This window comes from Alteromonas sp. ISO5 (assembly GCF_058105165.1).
Genome location: NZ_CM176572.1, coordinates 4,789,186 through 4,806,806, shown reverse-complemented (window position 1 = coordinate 4,806,806; position 17,621 = coordinate 4,789,186). Strand labels below are relative to the sequence as shown.

Sequence of the window (17,621 nt, the reverse complement as noted above, 5' to 3'; positions counted from 1 at the left end):
ACTGCTACGTAGTTAACACTAAAGAGGGCGCATTATTATTTTATTGTTAATAATTCGTATTATCGCCAAAGGTGTATTGGCGGGCTAGGGAATGAGTTGCAACTCGGCGTACTCCTTATACAGGGTGTCGTTTTTTATTAATTCCTCGTGTTTGCCTGAGCCCCTGACCGTGCCGTTATCCATTACAACAATGCGATCGCACATTTGCACCGTGGCCAGACGATGAGCAATTACCAGTGTGGTACGACCTTTTATTAGGTATTTAAGCGCCTGCTGTACTTTATGTTCACTCACCGCGTCGAGTGCGCTGGTGGCCTCATCGAGCAGCAATATCGGCCGGTCAGCCAGAAACGCCCGGGCAATGGCGATACGCTGACGCTGGCCACCGGAGAGTTTAACACCGCGCTCACCCAACTGGGTGTGATAACCGTCGCTCAACTCATTAATGAAGTCATCGGCAAACGCCTGTTTTGCCGCTTCGATGACTTCGGCTTTGCTGGCGGTGGGTCGGCCATAGCGAATGTTCTCAATTACCGTGCTGGCAAAAATTACTGGTTCCTGAGGCACCAGGGCAATCTGTTGACGCAGGCTGTCCAGGGTGAGTTCGGTTACCGGGCTGTCATTGAGTTTGATGGTGCCGCCCTGAATAGGGTAGAAGTGTTGGAGCAATTGAAATAATGACGATTTACCCGCGCCACTTGGCCCTACCAGCGCTACGCACTCGCCCGGTTTCACCTTTAAGGAGAAGTTATCAAATAAGGTGGCGTGTTCGGTATAACCAAAGTTCACCTGCTCAAAACTGATTTGGGGCGGCGCATCAAGAGTTGGCAGCACTACCTGACCGGCATTATTATTGGCAGTCGTGGCCAAGAGTTCCAGCAAGCGCTCACTGGCACCTACACCGCGCTGAATATCACCGAGTACTTCACTGATGGTGGCAATACTGCTGCCGGCCAGCACGGCATAAAATAAGAATGCTGAGAGTTGACCAGCGCTAATTTCGCCGCTCATGACCTGCCTGATCCCCAGCCAGCCGATGCCAATTACCGATAACATGCTAACCAGCATAATGACACCGATTAACATCGACCGGTAATGAATTCGGGTGGCAGCAGCTTGCAACGCAGAGCTGACTTTTTGGGTGAACTTTTGTTGTTCACCGGATACCGCATTAAATGCCTGCACCACCATGATTTCATGCAGGGTTTCATCTATTTGTGAGCCCATATCGGCAATGCGATCCTGACTGAGGCGTGAATAATGACGCACCTTTGGCGCAATCAGTTTGAGTGGTACCAGAATAAAGGGTACGGCAACCAGCACACACAATGTCAGCATGGGGCTGGTAAAGGTCATTAAAATGAGTGCACCCACAAAGCCCACCAACGACCGCAGGGCCATCGATAAACTCATGCCCACAACGGTTTGAATCACACTGGTGTCGTTGGTAAAACGGGAAATCACTTCGCCGGTGCGGGTTTCGGCAAAAAAGCCTGGTGTCAGGGTGAGCAGATGATGGTATACCTGGATACGAATATCGGCACTGATACGCTCGCCAAGCCAGGTCATCAGGTAAAACCGGAAGTAGGTTGCCAGACAGCCAACCACGGCAAACAGGATAACCCAACCGATAGCAGCATCCAGCCGGTTGATATTACCGGCGCTGAGCCCTTCATCAACGGTCAGCTTAATGCCTTGTCCGAGCATCAGCCAGGCGGCAGCAGCAACGGTAAGCGCGATAACCGCATAGGCCACTTTGAGTTTATAGGGCGTAAGCAGCTGTGTCAGCCATTTCAGTACGTCTTTGGTTAATATCAATGAAATTGCCACAGAAGTGATTATTCAGTGAATGGCATTATGGGTGAGAGACTGACGAAAGCCCAGTTAAGATGAGTTAAGAAGTGTAAAGGACCAGCCAGGTTACTTTCGAACCCGCTTTATTCCTCCTATTTCAGACAATTAATCGCTGATAAGCCTTGCAATTTCATTGCGTATACGTATAATTCCGCGGCCTTTCGCCTTGTATGTATTTCATTCAGGGTTTGAAAAGGTAAGTTAACGGTAACGCTACAACGAGTTTGAGGCATTTATGGTTACTATTCGTTTACAGCGTGGTGGCGCCAAAAAGCGTCCATTTTATCAAGTAGTGGTTGCAGAAAGCAGCCGTGCAAGAAACGGTCGTTTTATTGAAAACATCGGTTTCTTTAACCCAACTGCACAAGGTCAGGCTGAGCGTCTGCGTTTAGATCTTGAGCGTGTAGAGTACTGGGTTGGTGTTGGCGCAAGCTTATCTGAGCGCGTTAACAGCTTGGTAAAAGAAGCTAAAAAAGCGGCAGCATAAGCTGTCCTTCATTCTGGTAGGTTTAGATGAGTCAAGCGTCTGACAAAGTGGTTATTGGCAAAATCGGTGCGCCTTTCGGCGTTAAAGGTTGGGTCAAGATCAACAGCTATACCGAAGTGCCAGAAGGTATTTTCGACTACAGCCCGTGGTTACTGGCTGATGACAGAGAATATCAGATTGATCAATGGCGACCGCATGGCAAAGCCATCGTAGCGAAGCTGATTGATATTGATAGCCGTGATGATGCCGAGCGCATTAAAAATCTGGATATCAGCATCGACGCTGAGCAACTCCCTGAACTGGGTGACGATGAGGTTTACTGGCGTGAGCTTAACGGCATGCAGGTGGTAACTACGCAAGGTTATCAGTTGGGTGTAGTTAAAGAAGTGTTTAATACCGGCGCTAATGACGTGATTCGCGTTAAAGCAAAGGCAAACGATGCTTTTGGTCAAAAAGAAAGACTATTACCGTTTGTATTCGACTCTGTCGTACAAACAGTAGATAAAACCGAGCGGGTGATTACGGTTGAATGGGATCCGGGGTTTTAAGTGACCGCGGAAAAATGGTTCGGCATTATCAGTTTGTTTCCTGAAATGTTCGCACCCTTTACTCAACAAGGAGTAATAGGGCGGGCAGTGAAGAACGGCACACTGGCAGTTGAACATTTTAACCCACGAGACTACACACACGATCGTCATCGCACTGTCGATGATCGCCCTTATGGTGGTGGTCCTGGCATGTTAATGATGGTTAAACCGCTAACCGACGCAATTACCGCAGCCAAACAGGCCGGCGGTGAAAACAGTAAAGTGATTTACCTGTCTCCACAGGGTAAAACGCTAACCCAGGCTGGTGTTAAGTCGCTGGCAGCCAACGACAAGTTAATCTTGTTGTGTGGCCGGTATGAAGGGGTGGATGAGCGCGTAATTGAAAGCCACGTTGATGAGGAATGGTCAATTGGTGATTACGTGTTAAGTGGCGGTGAACTGCCTGCCATGGTGATGATGGACGCAATTGCACGGTTAGTGCCGGGAGTACTCGGTCACAGTGATTCTGCAGTTGAAGATTCATTTACTCATGGTTTGCTGGATTGTCCGCACTATACTCGCCCGGAAGTACTCGACGGTAAAGCCGTACCCGATGTGTTAAGAAGCGGTGATCACGAAAAAATCAGACAGTGGCGTCTGCAGCAATCTTTAGGTAGAACCTGGTTGCGTCGCCCTGAGTTATTAAACGACCTAGCTCTGACTGAGGAGCAGCAACGCTTGCTAGAAGCATTTCAGGCGTCGTTGCAGCAAGATGACAGTTAACTAGGATGAGAGGATATGATGAGCAAAGTCAGTCAAGATATCATCAAAAAAATTGAGCAAGCACAGCTTAAAGCTGATGTTCCTGCGTTCGGCCCAGGTGACACAGTGATTGTTAAAGTTCGTGTAACTGAAGGTGACAAAGAACGTCTTCAGGCATACGAAGGTGTTGTTATCGCTAAGCGTAACCGTGGTCTTCACTCGTCTTTTACAGTACGTAAAATTTCAAGTGGCGAAGGCGTAGAGCGTGTGTTCCAAACACACAGCCCGGCGGTATCTTCTATTGAAGTGAAACGTCGCGGTGCAGTGCGTCGCGCCAAGCTTTACTATCTGCGTGAGCGTTCAGGTAAGTCTGCACGTATCAAAGAGAAGCTTAACTAAGATTACTAATCCTTGCGTTACTGTTAACTTCAAAAAGCCCGCACTTGTTGCGGGCTTTTTTGTGGCTTACCATCAGCTAATATTCATTTCACCGATCTAACTATGACTCATTCTAAGGATGCTATCTGGCAGCAGGTATACAGCGGCGAGTGGTATCAGACCCAGCATCCACAATTATTACAAGCACGTGAACAGGCTAAGCGGTTTTGCCGTGAACTTAATCAACTGCCGGTTAGCAACGTGGCAAAGCGCCAGACACTCATCAGGCAGCTCTTACCTAACGCAGCAAATACCGTTATCGGCAATGATTTTGCCTGTGACTACGGGATCAATATTTATGCCGGGGATAAAGTTACTTTGGGTGACAGGGTGGTGATCCTGGATGCTGCGCCAGTTCATATTGGCGCAAACGTCAGAGTCGAGAACGGCGTCGTGATCGCGTCGCTAACGCACCCACTGGAAGCGGCCAAACGCAAAGCCGGATGGCAACAAGCCAGCCCCGTTAAAATCGGCGAAAACGTGGTACTGCGTGAAGGTTGCACGGTACTGCCGGGCGCAGTTATCCCGGCAGGTGCAGTTGTCGAACCGGGTAAAGTGGTTGCCCGGTAGTTAGCTGTTCGAGCAGTTAGTCGTACTGCGTAAGTTTATTAAAATTAATCATGGCTCTTAGCTCTTTGCCGTACTCTTCGCCACGCTCTGAATAACTGCTTAAGGCGTGACTTAATTCAATACCGGTAATATCGGCATCCTTTTTTCTGAGTGACTGGCGGATGTTTCTCAACGTTCGGTAAGCATCATGACTGTTGAGGTTCATCATATAGCTGGCTACTGAGTCGCGGGGTGAGCGAAAATCCGCTACTTCATGCACCTGGTCCTGACCGCGATCGTTAGGCACAATGCCGCAGCCCTTTACAAAGCACCACTGACCCAAAAAGTTATTGCCCAACTGAGCAAACCTTGAGGTGCCCCAGGCACTTTCGTTAGCGGCCTGAGCCAGCGCCAGCGAAGCGGGTACAATATCCACTCTACGCAGTAATACTGTGCACAATTACTCCTTCTCGACATCCGTTTTATCTACCCGGTATTTAACTGCCAGATCAGAAAGAGCCGCGTTATTCTCGGCATCCGCGGTACATACTTTTTCCACTTCAGCCCTGTCGGCCAGGATTTCTTTGTTCACATCGGCTACAAGAGGCGCAAAGTAGCCAAAAAATGCCGTTTTACGCTCAGGTCCTGCCTGGTATTGTGAAAAATCCGGTGGCGTTACGCGGCTAAAGAATGCAAACCATAAGGCAATGGCGACCAGGATTGCGACTAACGTCAGCAGGATTTTATTGTTTTTCAGGTTAATAATAGGTTCCCCGTTTTTTAACCACAACGGTATTATCACTTCTCAATTGATAGCAGCGAGCGGCGCAAACAGATCATTATTGTTGTTTCCTTGCTTTAAGCACAGCAAGAATTCGTCGGTGCACAATATCACAAATCAGCCAGGGTTCATCGCCACTGGTGCTGGCAAATATCACCACCACAGTATCGCTTGGTTCATCATAACGGGCAAAACTCAAATAGCCCGGTAACCAGCCATCATGACTAGTCACGTAAAGGCTGTTATAGAGCGCCTGTTCTCCTTGAGTAAGTAATGAGCCATCATTGAGTACTCTGAGAAAAATAGCCACGTCTTCAGCAGTGGCTACCATTGCGCCGGCAGGGCTCATAAAGGCAAGGTGTTTGAGGTCATCGTCGTAACCTGACACATAGCCACTCATTAGTGAGGGGAGTAATGGTTCGCTTAACAACCCAAAGGTGTGGTGTAATCCCAGCGGCTCGATGAATTCTTTCTGGATGTAATCACGATAACTGTAACCCAGCGTTTTATCCATTATCCGGCCAAGCAACAGATAGTTAGTGTTGGAGTAGGCGTATTCCGTTCCCGGCTCAAATAAGGCAGGCTTATCATAAATCAAAGCCAGACTTTGTGCGGTAACACTGGCTTCATCAAACGGTGCAAACCAGTTAAATGCCGGGTCGTCGGTGTAATTGGCAATACCACTTCGATGTTGTACCAGCATACGCAGGGTAATTGTTTCAGCATTGGTTATTCGACTCGCTTGTTGGGGTAAATAATCAAGCAAGGAAGTATCGAGATCTAACTGGCCACCTGCGGCTAGACGCGTAACCGCGGCTGCCACATAGAGTTTGCTGATACTTGCAATTTTAAACAGTGCATCAGTGTGTGCTACCTGTCCGCTTTGTTGGTTATGCAGGCCTGCTGCGTAGCTTTCTGCCGGTATACCATTACCTTCATCCACATAAACAATCATGCCCGCAATACCATTACTTACGGCCCGGTTGAGTTCAGCCTGTATATCTTCGGACTGGGGCGTCAGATAAATAAAAAGGGCATTAACTGGTGCAAATAATACGATGCTGGATATTACGATAACCAGTGCCAGTATCCGCAGGGCATTAACGGTTTTACGTTGCATTACCGCGAGTCTATGTTTTGAGTTGAATAGGCATAGCCTAAGGCCAGTTGTGACGGATTACCAGCACCCTTTTTAACAAGGTGTTTTATCGATGATTTTTTGCTTAACATTCTGATTGTGCTTGCTATATTGGTACAGCAAAGCGATAAATAATATAACCGGTAGTAGCTTCTCGGGCATCAGTTCATGATGAACTGATTTTCTTTCTCGTCTCTCACCGGAGGTTCGCATCAATCACACCCAACAAGTCAGTCAAAGCACATAAGGAATGGAAAATGACGCAGCAACCTGATTTACCGTGGATATCCGGATTCTGGCGGCGAATAGTCGCACTGATTGTCGACTCAATATTACTGGCGCTGGGTGGGTTTGCGCTGGGGTTGGTGCTCGAGCCGGTGTTTATACAAATGGGCGGTTGGTCGTTACTCATAGGCTTCTTTATCTCACTGGGTTATTTCGGCGTGATGAACAGTCACTACGCTGATGGCCAGACTTTGGGTAAAAGGCTTTTGGGTATCCGGGTAGTCGACGGTAATAACCAAACTATCTCGCTGGGGCGCTCACTGCTGAGATATTGTGTGTACGGCATCCCTTTTGCTTTACAGATTGATTTTCTGCCAGTAGATGAGGGATTTTTCTGGCTTATGTACCCCATAGGGGCTTTGCTTGTTGGCGGTTCCTTCTCGATACTTTATTTGTATTTGTTTAACCGCCGAACCCGGCAATCCCTGCACGATCTGGTCGTTGGTACCTATGTGGTCTACGCTGGTGCAAAACAGGAAGAGGTCAGGAAAGTATGGACGCCACATCTGGTGATTGTGGCGCTGTGGTTCATACTCGGCGGTATAAGCCCTTCGTTTATCAATATACTTTTTTCCCACGGCGAGTTTGAACAGATGCTAGCAACGCGGACCCTACTGCTACAGGAACCCGGCGTGAATACCGTAGGGATAATGGCAAGCTCAACTTCCTATTACGCCGATCCCGCGGACCGGGGGAATACTTCGCAGAAAAGCGTAGATCTGGCGGTATATATCGATTCCAATCGCGTGAATGAGATGGAATATGCCAGGGAGATTGCTGAAAAAGTGTTAGAGAATTATCCCGAAGCCATGGACAAAGATGTTATCTCAGTCGACCTGTATTACGGCTACGATATTGGTATCTGGTCGAGTTGGAAGATAGGAAGTTATGAGTTTAATCCTTCCGGACTTTAAGCAGGGATTGCCCTCAGGGATTGCCCTCAGGGATTGCCTCAATACGTCATCTCGGCTGAATTATACAGTCATCCCGGCCGCTGAGCCGGGATCTTCTAAAAAAAGGCTGACGCGGTTAAATTTTCTTTTGAAACCCTAAGGTAGTCTTCACTTTGTGTCGGGTTGCCGACAGCAACAAGGGGCAAAGTGCGTCGCCCCTTGACCCCCGCAGTTCTAAATTGCGAAAAGCCTATTGGCAAACAAAAAGGGCAACCCTAACGCGCTGAGCGGGCGTCCTGCCCGCGCAGCCCTGGCTCGTCGTCCGTGACGAGCCTACGGATTACCTGAAACTTTTTGTCGGCCCATAGTTCGCAATAACCGAACAGGTAAAAAGCCGATGTTTTAACATCGCATTGCAGTCTTCAAACAACACCGTCATACCGGCCTCTGAGCCGGTATCTTCTATAAAGGCAGCAGTCTTAGTGTGTGAGTAAAACTTTTCAGGAGATACCGGATAGCGGCTAAAGCAGCTTCCGGCATGACGGTGTGTTATTGACCCAAAAAAAACATCCTTTAGGGCGATCCCGGGAAAAAACCGGCAAATAGAAGAGGCGATCCCGGATAACACCTTACGGCGTTTCCGGGATAAAACCGGACTTTGTCCGGTTTTAATCTGAATGGAGGGCGTCTATCGGGTTGAGTTTTGAGGCTTTTATCGCCGGGAATACACCGAAGCCTACACCTACCAATAGACAAATCGATACTGATAAAACTATCGCTGTTAACGACCAGCTTACCGCCCAGTCTGAGTAGAAACCGATAATCTCGGATAACACCAGGCCGAAGAAAATGCCCAGCAAGCCGCCAATCACTGAAATCACAAAACTCTCAGCAATAAACTGTAATTTGATGTCTTGTTGGGTGGCACCTACTGCTCGCAGCAAACCAATTTCTTTGGTTCGCTCCAGTACGTTGGCCAGCATGATATTCATAATGCCGATACCGCCAACCAGTAATGAGATACCGGCCACGCAGGCCATGACAATATTGAAAATGCGCTGGGTATTCTCTTGCTGGGCCAGCAGTTCCACCGGAATGATCAGGCTGTAGTCGTCAATGCCACCATGGCGTTGAGCAAGCAATTGGGTAACCGCTTTCGCTGCCAGTACGGTAGAGTAATCCTCTTCGACTTCAAACTTTACCACATCCAGTTCGCTGGCGAGGGGTTCCATGTTGAGTTTTTTCTGACTGGTGGATAATGGGATAAACACTCGGTTTCTGTCACCATTAATTTTCACCCCCTGAAAGGCTTCTTTATTAAATTCCGGCGCTGCAATCACGCCTACTACTTCAAACCAGACATGGTTAATTTTAAGAAACTGGCCCAGGGGATCTTTGTCGGGAAACAGGCTGTTGGCTACATCGGCACCCAGTACCGCCACCTGCGACACGTGCAACTCATCATCCTCGCTGAGTAAGCGACCCTGCGCGGCATTCATACTGGCAAGCTCAAAGTAGCTGCTGGTTACGCCCACCGCAGACGCGTCGGCTTTGGCATAATCGCTGTAGAGTGCAAATAGCTTTATTTGTTTTTCACCACTGTAGTGAGTAATGAAGGGCAGGGTAGCCATGGCGGCTTCCACATCGGCCAGATTAAGGCCGAGTGATTCTTCCCGTATATCTTTCAGTTCTTCAGTGGTGTAGCTTTTTGATTCGACAATCAGGTTTTGTAACCCCATGGAGCCAATCATCTTCAGCGCTTCCTGCTCGGCACCTTTACCAATGTTCAGCATCGCGATTACTGCGCCAACGCCAAAGATCATGCCCAGCAGGGTTAAGAATGTGCGTAGCTTTTGCGCCAGTAGTTCATGCAAGGCGTCACTCACCAGCAACCGGGTTTTGGTTAACGTAAGTTGGTTTAACATTAAATGAGCTCCCGGTACGACAGGGCAATATTATCGCCTTCATTAAGGCCTTTGGTGACTTCCACGAAGTGCAGGTTTTTCTGGCCAATTTCAATTTGCTGGCGGCTAAAGCCATTGCCATTTTCACGGAACACGTAGTTCACTCCCTGTTCGTTATAAATGGCCTGAATCGGCACCATCAGTTTGCTTTCGCCTTTGGATACCTCAATCCGGGCATTTAATTTGCGCCCCGGAGATAGGATTGGCGAGTCCTGATCGTCAATATCAATTGTCACTTCAAAGTACTTGGTGGGATCATTTCTGGAGATGGTTCTGGAAAAACCGGATACCTGTTTTAATGTGCCGGTAAATACCTTATTTGGGTAAGCTTCCAATGCAATGGTGACCGGCAGGCCGGGTGCCAGGCCGATGGCCTGTTTATCCAGCACGTAGCCCTTAGCCTGCATTTTCGAAAGGTCAGGCAGTTTGGCGATGGGCCGTCCCGGAAACACGGTTTCACCTACCGATGGCTTTTCGCCACGCCAGTTGGATTCATATACCAGCAAACCGTCGTACGGCGCATGGACTTCCAGCGTCTCAATGGCCGACTTAATCTGGTTGTATTTTTGTTCACTGCCTTTTTTGCGAATGCTTAATACGTCTATGGCACTGGAGTTTTGCTCAACCACACTTTCTTTTTTCCAGTCCAGGTAGTTATCTTTAGCACCCAGGTATTCTTTATTCTGCATGTTTTCGATGATTTCGATGCGCGAATAGACGCGCAAATCATCAATGGTAAACTCGTCTGCAAAGGCAAACTCCTTAACTACCAGGGCCTTGTCCTTTTCCACGTCGAGCTCTTCCTGAGTCAGGGTAGAGCGGTTCAGCTTCATGTCTTCCTCAAGGAGCATCATAGCCAGCATCTCTTTGCGCATGTCTAGATTGAGCTGTTCAGCATCGAAGCGGGCAATTAACTGACCTTTTTTAACGTTGGTATATTCTTTTTCCAGCCAGGCAATGGTCATTGGGCGTCGACTCGACGCGCCAATGGCGGTTGCACTGGCGGCTTCCAGCTCACCCTTTACTGGCACCATCAGTTCGAAAGGCTGACGTTCAACCTGATAGGTAGGGATTGTTTGTTCTGTTTCGCCGCAACCGCTTAACAGTGCAGCTGCCAGAAGGCAGGTAAACCATTTAGGGGTCATGATAAGTTATCCTCCTGCACTTCGATATTCGCTTTCATGCCCGGGCGCATCCGTGATGGATCGATTTTCTCCAGTTCAATTTGCACATCAAACACAATACTCAGATTAGTGGAGGACTTTTCTTTGTAGGCTTCGCCAAGGGATATTATCTTGCCGGCGTAGGGGACTTCCGGGTAGGCATCCAGTGTCACTTTCACTTTCGAGCCGATGCTAAGTTTAGCTGTGTCTGCCTCATCAAACTGTGCTTTAACTGCCAGCTTATCCAGTGACGGAATGGTCAGAATCGTTCGGCCCATAAAGACGGAATCTCCCACTGCGACTTTTTCACCATCCGGTGCGGCTTTGTACATTATCAACCCCGGTTTCGGCGACTTAACCGTGAGCTTGGCTATGTCCCGTTGTGTTTGCCCTAACTTAGATTGCAAACGGTTAATTTTGCTTTGCGCCAGTTGCTCATTGAGCTCGCGGGTTTCGGCAAACTGTTTGGCCTGTTGAGTCGCCTGACTTAGCTTGGCTTTGGCTATCTCAAACTCTTTTTGTTGTTTTTCTTTTTCCACCCGCTTGGTAGAAATATCAACAATTTCTGCGAGGCGCTTTTCTTTTTCATAATTCATATGCGCTTCGGCAAGCGCGAGTTTTAACTCTTCTGCCCGGGCTTCGTTTTCAAGCAGTTCTTTCTCAAAATTCTTTTTTTCTGCATCCAGCTCACTTTGTTGCTCAATCAGCTTGGTTTGCAATTGTTGGCCATCAAACTTGAGCAGCATATCGCCTTCTTTAACATGGGTGTTTTCTGGCACCAAAAACTGCACTTTCATTTGCCACATTCCACGTATTGATGGCGGCGACACACTGGCACTGTCCAGCGAAACAATTTCACCGGATGCGGTGAGCGGGGCGTTTAACGTTTTTTCGGATGACGCCTCAGCCGCCCGATCGTTGCTGCAAGCGCCAAGCATTAATGCGGCGCACAGCAAGAAAGAGAATTTAACGTGCATGACTTAACTCCTGTGTCGCAGGGATAACCACCCTGACGCTCATGCCCGGTAGTAATTTTTTGTCGGGCATATCGGTAAACGACAGTTCAATCTGGTAATAAGCGCTGTCGCCCCAGCCGGCTTTCTTCTCTGGTTGAGAAACTTCGCTGGTAACGGTGGCGGCGTAACTCACTCCTGGGTAGGCATCGAGGGATACCAGTGCCTGCTGACCTACATCAACCCGGTCGGCATCAATTTCATGCACCCAGGCGTCAACCTTAAAGCCATCAATATCCTGTACTTCCATTACTTTCATGGCGGCCTGTAATGTGGTGCCAGCGGTAATTTTCTCGTTGGTCCAGGGGTGGTACATATGACTGACAACACCGGTGATAGTCGACTTTACTTTTAGCCGGGTTAACTGATAGCGCTGATAATTGATGTTCTCTTCCAGCTTGGTTATTTCGATCTGTTGCTTTTGCAGTGTGTTTTCTTGTTCTATCAGCTTTTGTTCCAGTGCCTGCTGAGCTTTAAATTGCTCTACCAGCGCACGCTCCAGGGCAAGTTTGTACTGCCCCTTGTCGTACTCGCTAACGTCTTTACTCTCAATTTCAGCTTCTATGCGGGCTTTTTCTACTTCCAGATCGGCAATTTTTAATGTACTGCGGGCATCGGTCACGGCCTGAGCCAGCTCCACTCGTTTACTTTCCATTTCCAGGGTCTGGGTACTTAGTGAGTCTTCATTTTGTTCAAGCTGTGCATCCACACTGCCGGAGTCGAATAGCGCAATGGTATCGCCTGGTTCAACAATGCTGCCTTCATCAACCATCCACTGGATCTGAATATTCCAGCGGTCGGTACGGGGTGCGGAAACAACCTGCACATTGGATGAGGTGACCTTGCCGGTCACAATCAGTTGGCTGGCAGTGTTTTCTGCCCTGGCACTTAATGTCGCCATGCTGAGGCTGCACATCAATAAGCAAACAATTGATTGTCTCATGAGTTGATGTTCTCGCTGATGATTTGGCCGTCTTTCATGGTGATCACTTTCTGCGCGTAGGCGGCAATGTTTTCTTCATGGGTGACCATGACGATAGTTTGTCCTTGCTGATGTAACTCTGTGAGCAAGGCCATAATATCGTCGGAGGTTTTACTGTCGAGGTTACCGGTGGGCTCATCCGCCAGAATCATAGTGGGGCGATTAATTAACGCCCTGGCGATGGCAACCCGCTGACGTTGTCCACCCGACATTTCAAAAGGACGGTGATGCATACGGTGGCCAAGGCCGACTTTTTCCAGCAGCGCCTGAGCACGTTGCGTAGCCTCTTCATCCGACACATCACTGTAGCGCAGGGGGAGCTTAACGTTACCAATGGCGTCGAGTTTGGGCAGCAGGTGAAAAGTCTGGAAGATAAAGCCAATATGCTCGTTGCGAATTTTCGACAGCGCTTCATCGGTTAACTGATTCACGGCGTTACCGTTTAACAAATACTCGCCGCTGTCCGGCGTATCGAGACAACCAAGAATATTCATCATGGTTGACTTGCCGGAACCTGAACTGCCCATGAAGGCGACAAATTCATTTTCCTGAATGGATAAAGACACATCGTTGAGTGCGACTATGGTTTCCTCACCATTGGTAAAACTCTTACGAATATCCTTGAGTGTAATCATCTGTCTTCGCTCATTATTATTGTGTTGTCAGAAAGATTTTCAGACATCAAAATGCTACTTTAGTGGTGTCTGCGTTGTCATACAACCCAATAAATACGCCATGTGAGCTCTGGTAACAGTTCGTTACAAATTAGTATAAATTTGGAACTTTTACTTGCTTCGCTTATAGAATCTTGATAAAAAGTCAACGATTTAAAAAATGTAGTAATATTTCATTGTAAATATAATTTTACATCTGTATTTTTTGCCTGGCTCTGCTTTAATTAATACCAAGGCTGAGGCCTTGTTTAAGCGGCATTGAAATGACTTTTCACCAAATAAGAGCGACCCTATGATTAAGGACACTATTAACAATATTCACGTTAGCGCAGAGAAGGTGCTGGTAACGCCAGACGCGCTGGCGGCAGAACTTCCGGCCTCGGAAAGAGGTCTGGATGTTATCCGACAATCCCGTCAGATCATTTCTGATATCATTCATCGTCGTGATCATCGCTTACTGGTGGTGTGTGGACCTTGCTCTATTCACGATATTGAAGCTGCCAAGGATTATGCGCTGCGCCTGAAAGAGCTGCACGAATGCTACAAAGATACCCTGTATATTGTCATGCGGGTGTATTTTGAAAAGCCCAGAACCACCACGGGTTGGAAAGGGTTAATTAACGACCCACATATCAACGACACATTTGATATTGAAACCGGTTTGCGTAAAGCACGCGAATTACTGATTTGGCTGGCTGAACTTGAGCTACCTGTTGCGACAGAAGCACTGGATCCTATTAGTCCACAGTATCTGGCGGAATTGTTTAGCTGGAGCGCTATCGGCGCGCGTACGTCTGAGTCACAGACTCACCGCGAAATGGCCAGCGGTCTGTCGATGCCGGTAGGTTTTAAAAACGGCACTGATGGTAGTCTGGATATTGCAGTGAATGCTTTACGTTCTGCAGCGTCTTCTCACCGCTTTATGGGGATTAACAAGCAAGGACAGGTAAGCATCATCGAAACCGCCGGTAACCCTGACGGCCATATTATTCTGCGTGGTGGTAAGCAACCAAACTATGATTCAGTTTGTGTTTCTGAATGCGAAGAATGGATGGATAAAGCCGGCCTGACAGCCGGTCTGGTCGTCGACTGTTCACATGCTAACTCCAATAAGGACTATCGTCGCCAACCGCTGGTGGCTAAGAATGTGGTAAATCAAATTCTTGAGGGTAATCAATCGATCATCGGCATCATGCTGGAAAGTCACCTGAAAGAAGGTAATCAAAAGTCTGACGGCGTCGATTTTAAAGACCTCGAATACGGTGTGTCGATTACTGATGGCTGTATTGACTGGGAAACTACAGAGAGCCTGCTGGATCAAATGCGTGACAAACTCATTACTGTGCTACCATTGCGTCAAAACAAGCGTACGGAATTAGCCTAATCTATGTCACAGAACGACCAGGAACAGTTTGCTCAGCAGTTGAGTGAATTACGTCATGGCATTGATGAGCTGGATACCCAGCTCATCGACATTCTTGCAAAGCGCGCCGAACTCACCAGTAAAGTAGGTGAAGTAAAAGCCAAAACCGGTATGCCCATTTATGTGCCGGAGCGCGAAGCGAAAATGCTCGAAAAACGCCAGGAGCAGGCCGCACAGCGCGGCGTTTCCGGATCGTTAATTGAAGACCTCATGCGGCGGATTATACGTGAATCCTACCATACTCAGAACAATCGCTACCGTTGTATTAACCCGGGTATTAAGCGGGTCGTGGTGATCGGTGGTGCCGGAGCACTGGGTAAAGTGTTTGTCGGTTTGTTCGAGCGTAGTGGTTATAACGTAGATATTCTTGAAAAAGATGATTGGAGCCGGGCAGACAGCCTGTTTGCACAAGCCAGTCTGGTGCTGGTATCCGTGCCTATTAATCTGACTGTTGACGTAGTGGCCAAACTGAATAGTCTGCCTGAGGATTGTATTCTGGCTGACATCACCAGTATCAAACATAAGCCGCTGGAAGCCATGATGCAGGCCCATAAGGGGCCGGTAGTGGGCTTACATCCAATGTTTGGCCCGGATGCGCCGGGTATGATTAAGCAGGTTGTGGTGGTGTGTCACGGACGTGGTGCGTCACAATACAGCTGGCTACTGGGGCAGATGCAAACCTGGGGTGCCACGCTGTTTGAAGTCTCCGCGCAGGAACATGACAAAGCCATGGCGTTCATTCAGGTTATGCGCCACTTCAATACCTTTGTTTATGGTGCCCATTTGGCCGGCGAAAATCCGAACCTTAATTTGCTTACCCAGCTCAGTTCACCTATTTATCGGCTGGAGCTGGCGATGGTAGGACGACTTTTTGCCCAATCCGGGCAACTTTATGCCGATATTATTTTTAATAACCCAGAAAACTTTTTATTATTAAAACGTTTCCACCAACGTTTTGGAGAAGCACTGTCCATTTTGGACAACGGAGACAAAGCCGAATTTATCCGCCAGTTCAACGAAATTGGTGATTGGTTTGGCGATTATGCAAAAACTTGCCTGATAGATAGTAAACGCCTTTTGCTCAAAGCTGATGATGACCAAATGCTGAGAACCTGATTCTAAGCAGCGTAATATCCTGGCCGGCGAAAGATAACCAAGCACTGCAATATTGTTTTTTGAGTGGACGTGTTCGCCATGACTTTAAAGTTACGCTTATTACTGACTATCATTCCTTTGGTCGCTGTCACTATTTGAATTATGGCTGTTGTCGCGCTTTAAAGTGTAATGGGTATTAAACAGGGCACTCTGCCGCAGCAGAGTGCGTCTTTATTTGAGGAAATTAGCCCGCCGTCAGTGCTTTTGAAGCCGCAACCTTGGTGGGATTAATTTCTTCACTGGGGTAACAACCCAGTACCTTCAGGTAACGGGTGATGCGCTTAAGCTCTATCAATGCGCTCTGCAATGGTCCATCCTGAGTATTACCTTCCACATCAATATAAAACAACTCTTCCCACGGGTTACCCGGGATCGGGCGGGACTCCAGCTTGGTCATGTTGATGTTATTTTCTTTAAGTACCATTAACGCCTCAACCAGTGCGCCTGGCTTTTGCACCGTCGACATAACAAAGGTGGTTTTAGCAGGAACCTGTAACGGCACCACCACCGGTTGTTTGGCCACCACGATAAAGCGGCTGTGGTTTTCTTTCTGGTTAGCCAGGTTCGACTTGATAGCAAACAGCCCATACAAATTACCGCCGGCTTCACTCCCTATAGCGGCGACATCATCACGGTTCAGCTCACTCACCTTTAACATGGCAGAAGAGGTGGCATCCATGGTTTTTACTTCAACGTTACCCAGCTCGGCCAGGAAGTGACTGCACTGAGTGAATACCTGAGGGTGAGCATAAAGCGTTTTGATGTTGGCCAGCGTGGTCTCTTTGGCCACCAGCAGAGAATGCTTGATGGCATGAGTCAGTTCGCCAATGATGCTTAATTCAGTATTCTGCAACTGGTCATAAACCTCGTTAATGCTGCCAGAGGTGGTGTTTTCTACCGGCAGTACGGCGTAGTCAGCTTCATTGTTTTCCACTTTACCGACAACTTCGCGGAAGCTCTGACAGCCCAGCTCCAACAAATCGCCAGGGCGACGGGAAAAGTACTTCTGGGTAGCCAGGTAGCTGTATGAACCGCGATCACCTAAAAACGCTACACGATTAAGGGGCAGGGCGCTGCCAGGGTTGGCCCGTTCGGCAAGCATAGCCTGCTGGTTTAATACGGAGTCTTCGATGATGACATGGAAAATCTGCGTGATGTAGTGGGCATCCAGACCCTTTTGCTGACCTTCTTTTATCAGCCGAATGAGCAACTGCTCTTCGCGAGCCTGGTCGCGCACTGGAATATGGTGCTTGATTTTGGTCTCAGCAACCTGGTTGGTAAGGCCGCGACGTTCAGATAGCAAGCTGAGTAGCTCAGTATCCAGCGCAGTAATGCGCTCTCTAATTTGATCTAATTCAGGGGCAGACATAAATTCTCTCTTAACACTTCAGGCAAAAAAAAACCTCCCGTAGGGAGGTTTATTCGCACGCGCTACGTATCCTCCCTCAGATGAAGGTGATAAACACGAAAAAGCGAGCGACGATGTTTGGATTACATAATTTCATACCAGTACTTTATTTCGCTGTCGGCTGA

Annotated in this window: 18 protein-coding genes; 8 read left to right on the top strand and 10 right to left on the bottom strand. The window is 48.1% G+C overall.

The annotated features are described in order from the left end of the window. Positions 1 to 84: 84 nt before the first annotated feature. Positions 85 to 1,824 (bottom strand): ABC transporter transmembrane domain-containing protein, encoded by a 1,740-nt coding sequence (locus AC2T0J_RS21790; protein ID WP_489810384.1) that lies wholly within the window; start codon positions 1,822 to 1,824, stop codon positions 85 to 87. Positions 1,825 to 2,089: 265 nt separating this feature from the next. Here AC2T0J_RS21790 and rpsP point away from each other — a divergent pair, with 265 nt between their 5' ends. The 5 genes from rpsP to AC2T0J_RS21765 all read left to right on the top strand — a co-directional run bounded on the left by rpsP (position 2,090) and on the right by AC2T0J_RS21765 (position 4,638). Continuing rightward, positions 2,090 to 2,341, top strand: a complete 252-nt coding sequence (gene rpsP, locus AC2T0J_RS21785; RefSeq protein WP_123324175.1) for a 30S ribosomal protein S16 — start codon at positions 2,090 to 2,092, stop codon at positions 2,339 to 2,341. Positions 2,342 to 2,367: 26 nt separating this feature from the next. Beyond that, positions 2,368 to 2,889 carry a ribosome maturation factor RimM gene (gene rimM, locus AC2T0J_RS21780; protein ID WP_489807821.1) on the top strand — a complete coding sequence of 174 codons (522 nt, stop codon included), beginning with the start codon at positions 2,368 to 2,370 and terminating at the stop codon, positions 2,887 to 2,889. After that, positions 2,890 to 3,651, top strand: coding sequence for a tRNA (guanosine(37)-N1)-methyltransferase TrmD (gene trmD / locus AC2T0J_RS21775; RefSeq protein WP_489807820.1), 762 nt, complete (start codon positions 2,890 to 2,892; stop codon positions 3,649 to 3,651). An 18-nt stretch (positions 3,652 to 3,669) separates the two neighbouring features. Beyond that, the gene (gene rplS, locus AC2T0J_RS21770; RefSeq protein ID WP_070174949.1) at positions 3,670 to 4,029 is read left to right on the top strand and encodes a 50S ribosomal protein L19; all 360 of its coding nucleotides are present in this window, start codon (positions 3,670 to 3,672) and stop codon (positions 4,027 to 4,029) included. 102 nt (positions 4,030 to 4,131) lie between these two features. Continuing rightward, entirely contained in the window at positions 4,132 to 4,638 is a 507-nt protein-coding gene (locus AC2T0J_RS21765; RefSeq protein WP_489807819.1) for a maltose acetyltransferase domain-containing protein, read from the top strand. A gap of 16 nt (positions 4,639 to 4,654) precedes the next feature. Here the strand turns inward: AC2T0J_RS21765 and AC2T0J_RS21760 are convergent, their stop codons facing one another. The 3 genes from AC2T0J_RS21760 to AC2T0J_RS21750 are packed head-to-tail and all read right to left on the bottom strand — an operon-like array spanning position 4,655 to position 6,518. Next, positions 4,655 to 5,077, bottom strand: coding sequence for a glucosaminidase domain-containing protein (locus AC2T0J_RS21760; RefSeq protein WP_489807818.1), 423 nt, complete (start codon positions 5,075 to 5,077; stop codon positions 4,655 to 4,657). Then, positions 5,078 to 5,407 (bottom strand): glucosaminidase domain-containing protein, encoded by a 330-nt coding sequence (locus AC2T0J_RS21755; protein WP_489807817.1) that lies wholly within the window; start codon positions 5,405 to 5,407, stop codon positions 5,078 to 5,080. 49 nt (positions 5,408 to 5,456) lie between these two features. After that, positions 5,457 to 6,518 (bottom strand): serine hydrolase domain-containing protein, encoded by a 1,062-nt coding sequence (locus AC2T0J_RS21750; RefSeq protein ID WP_489807816.1) that lies wholly within the window; start codon positions 6,516 to 6,518, stop codon positions 5,457 to 5,459. A gap of 275 nt (positions 6,519 to 6,793) precedes the next feature. Here AC2T0J_RS21750 and AC2T0J_RS21745 point away from each other — a divergent pair, with 275 nt between their 5' ends. Then, the gene (locus AC2T0J_RS21745; protein WP_489807815.1) at positions 6,794 to 7,735 is read left to right on the top strand and encodes an RDD family protein; all 942 of its coding nucleotides are present in this window, start codon (positions 6,794 to 6,796) and stop codon (positions 7,733 to 7,735) included. A 647-nt stretch (positions 7,736 to 8,382) separates the two neighbouring features. On the opposite strand, the gene AC2T0J_RS21740 is transcribed toward AC2T0J_RS21745, so the two are convergent. The 5 genes from AC2T0J_RS21740 to AC2T0J_RS21720 are packed head-to-tail and all read right to left on the bottom strand — an operon-like array spanning position 8,383 to position 13,471. After that, positions 8,383 to 9,639: an ABC transporter permease gene (locus AC2T0J_RS21740; protein WP_489807814.1), complete on the bottom strand. Its 1,257-nt coding sequence runs from the start codon at positions 9,637 to 9,639 to the stop codon at positions 8,383 to 8,385. Then, positions 9,639 to 10,823 carry an efflux RND transporter periplasmic adaptor subunit gene (locus tag AC2T0J_RS21735; RefSeq protein WP_489807813.1) on the bottom strand — a complete coding sequence of 395 codons (1,185 nt, stop codon included), beginning with the start codon at positions 10,821 to 10,823 and terminating at the stop codon, positions 9,639 to 9,641. The genes AC2T0J_RS21740 and AC2T0J_RS21735 overlap by 1 nt, the downstream gene beginning before the upstream one ends. After that, positions 10,820 to 11,818: an HlyD family secretion protein gene (locus AC2T0J_RS21730; RefSeq protein WP_489807812.1), complete on the bottom strand. Its 999-nt coding sequence runs from the start codon at positions 11,816 to 11,818 to the stop codon at positions 10,820 to 10,822. The genes AC2T0J_RS21735 and AC2T0J_RS21730 overlap by 4 nt, the downstream gene beginning before the upstream one ends. After that, entirely contained in the window at positions 11,808 to 12,755 is a 948-nt protein-coding gene (locus AC2T0J_RS21725; protein WP_489807811.1) for an HlyD family secretion protein, read from the bottom strand. The genes AC2T0J_RS21730 and AC2T0J_RS21725 overlap by 11 nt, the downstream gene beginning before the upstream one ends. Positions 12,756 to 12,793: 38 nt before the next feature. Further along, positions 12,794 to 13,471, bottom strand: coding sequence for an ABC transporter ATP-binding protein (locus AC2T0J_RS21720; RefSeq protein WP_489807810.1), 678 nt, complete (start codon positions 13,469 to 13,471; stop codon positions 12,794 to 12,796). A 331-nt stretch (positions 13,472 to 13,802) separates the two neighbouring features. On the opposite strand from AC2T0J_RS21720, the gene AC2T0J_RS21715 reads away from it, so the two are divergent. Continuing rightward, entirely contained in the window at positions 13,803 to 14,894 is a 1,092-nt protein-coding gene (locus AC2T0J_RS21715) for a 3-deoxy-7-phosphoheptulonate synthase (RefSeq protein WP_489807809.1), read from the top strand. Between the two features lie 3 nt (positions 14,895 to 14,897). After that, positions 14,898 to 16,049 carry a bifunctional chorismate mutase/prephenate dehydrogenase gene (gene tyrA / locus AC2T0J_RS21710; protein ID WP_489807808.1) on the top strand — a complete coding sequence of 384 codons (1,152 nt, stop codon included), beginning with the start codon at positions 14,898 to 14,900 and terminating at the stop codon, positions 16,047 to 16,049. A gap of 223 nt (positions 16,050 to 16,272) precedes the next feature. On the opposite strand, the gene pheA is transcribed toward tyrA, so the two are convergent. Beyond that, entirely contained in the window at positions 16,273 to 17,457 is a 1,185-nt protein-coding gene (gene pheA / locus AC2T0J_RS21705; RefSeq protein WP_489807807.1) for a prephenate dehydratase, read from the bottom strand. Positions 17,458 to 17,621: the final 164 nt, after the last annotated feature.